Genomic DNA, 1,801 nt, shown 5'->3' with positions numbered 1-1,801 from the left:
GCCACGAGGCGGGCGGCGGCCACCGGATCGAGCGGGCCGGCCTCGCCCGCGGACGGGCAGTCGTCGACCAGGACACACGCCCCGCAGGCCGCGGTCCTCGCGTGACACACCCGTCGGCCGTGGAAGATGATCCGGTGACTGGCGTCGGTCCATTCCGCGCGCGGGAGCAGCCGCGCCACCTCCCGCTCGATGCGGACCGGGTCGGTGGCCTCGGTCCACTTCCAGCGCGCGACCAGGCGCATGAAATGCGTGTCCACCGTCAATCCGGGCACGCCGAACGCGTTACCGAGCACCACGTTGGCCGTCTTCCGCCCGAACCCGGGGAGGGTGACCAGGTCCTCGAGCCGCCGCGGCACCTCGCCGTCGTACTTCTCCACCAGCGCCGCGCCCAGACCCTGGATGCTGCGTGCCTTGTTGCGGTAGAAACCGGTCGGACGGATCAGCGCCTCCAGCTCCTCGCGGTCCGCGCCCGCGTAGTCCGCGGCCGTGCGGTACCGCGCGAACAGGGCGGGCGTGACCTCGTTGACCCGCTTGTCCGTGCACTGCGCGGACAGGATCGTCGCGACGCTCAGCTCCAGCGGGTCGCGGAAGTCCAACTCGCAGTAGACGTGCGGGAACGCGCTCTCGAGGGTGCGGAGCATGCGCCTGGCGCGGCGGGTGCGCCCGAGGTCGGTTTCCACCCCCCTCGCGGCCACCCCTCGTCTGCGGCGCTTCGTGGAAGCTGGAGCGGGGTCGGGCATGAGTCCACATTACGGCCCGGACCACCCTCGGGTGCGCCGGGCCGCGCGTGCGAGCCGGCCCGCGGGGGTGTTTACTCGGGGTCATGCAGGGAATCCTCGTCGTCCTGGTCCCGGTCCTCCTCGCCGGCTTCGCCCTCCTGATGGACAAGTTCGAGGCCGCCATCCTGGCCGAGCCGGAGAAGATCGAGACCTGACCCACCCCGGTCGCCGCGCGTTGGTCACACCTGGGGCACCGGAACGGCTACAGTGGCTTTCGCCACACGCACGCCATGGCGCGGACCTCGCTCGTCCGCGCCCGAACGGGAGGGTCACAGACTGTGACGATAGATCGCCGCACGGACCAGTCTGCCGACGACGTACTCACCCGGGCCGGCATCTTCCAGGGTGTCGAGCCCGCGGCCGTCTCGGCGCTGCGTGCCGACCTGACCCGCGAGGAGTACTCGAAGGGTGACGTGATCATCCGCGAGGGCGAGCAGGGCGACAGCCTGTACATCGTCACCTCCGGCAAGGTGAAGCTCTCCCGCAAGGCCCCCGACGGCCGCGAGAACCTGCTGTCGATCCTCGGTCCGTCGGACATGTTCGGCGAGCTGTCGATCTTCGACCCGGGCCCGCGGACCTCCTCGGCGGTCTGCGTCACCGACGTCTCCGTGCAGGCCATGGACCGCTCCGCGCTCAAGCGGTGGATCTCCGAGCGTCCCGAGATCTCCGATCAGTTGCTCCGCGTGCTGGCCCGCCGCCTGCGCCGCACCAACAACAACCTGGCCGACCTCATCTTCACCGACGTCCCCGGTCGCGTGGCCAAGGCGCTGCTGCAGCTGGCCCAGCGCTTCGGCACCCAGGAGGGCGGCAACATCCGCGTGACGCACGACCTCACGCAGGAGGAGATCGCCCAGCTGGTCGGCGCCTCGCGCGAGACGGTCAACAAGGCCCTGGCCGAGTTCGCGCACCGCGGCTGGCTGCGGCTCGAGGGCAAGAGCGTCATCATCTCCGACACCGAGCGCCTGGCCCGCCGCGCCCGCTGAGCTGAGCCCCGCCGGCCCCGTCGGCCCCGTCGGCCCCGT

At 71.3% G+C, this 1,801-nt stretch carries 2 protein-coding genes; one reads left to right on the top strand and one right to left on the bottom strand.

The features are described from left to right. On the bottom strand, positions 1–641 hold a 641-nt coding region (gene nth, locus G6020_RS10300; RefSeq protein WP_241731486.1), incomplete at its 3' end, for an endonuclease III. A gap of 416 nt (positions 642–1,057) precedes the next feature. Here nth and G6020_RS10295 point away from each other — a divergent pair. Further along, entirely contained in the window at positions 1,058–1,762 is a 705-nt protein-coding gene (locus G6020_RS10295; protein ID WP_182610554.1) for a cyclic nucleotide-binding domain-containing protein, read from the top strand. The last annotated feature ends 39 nt before the right edge of the window (positions 1,763–1,801 follow it).

This window comes from Dietzia sp. B19 (genome assembly GCF_014145155.1).
Classification (GTDB): Bacteria; Actinomycetota; Actinomycetes; order Mycobacteriales; family Mycobacteriaceae; genus Dietzia; species Dietzia natronolimnaea.
This window is presented reverse-complemented; position numbering and strand designations above follow the sequence as displayed.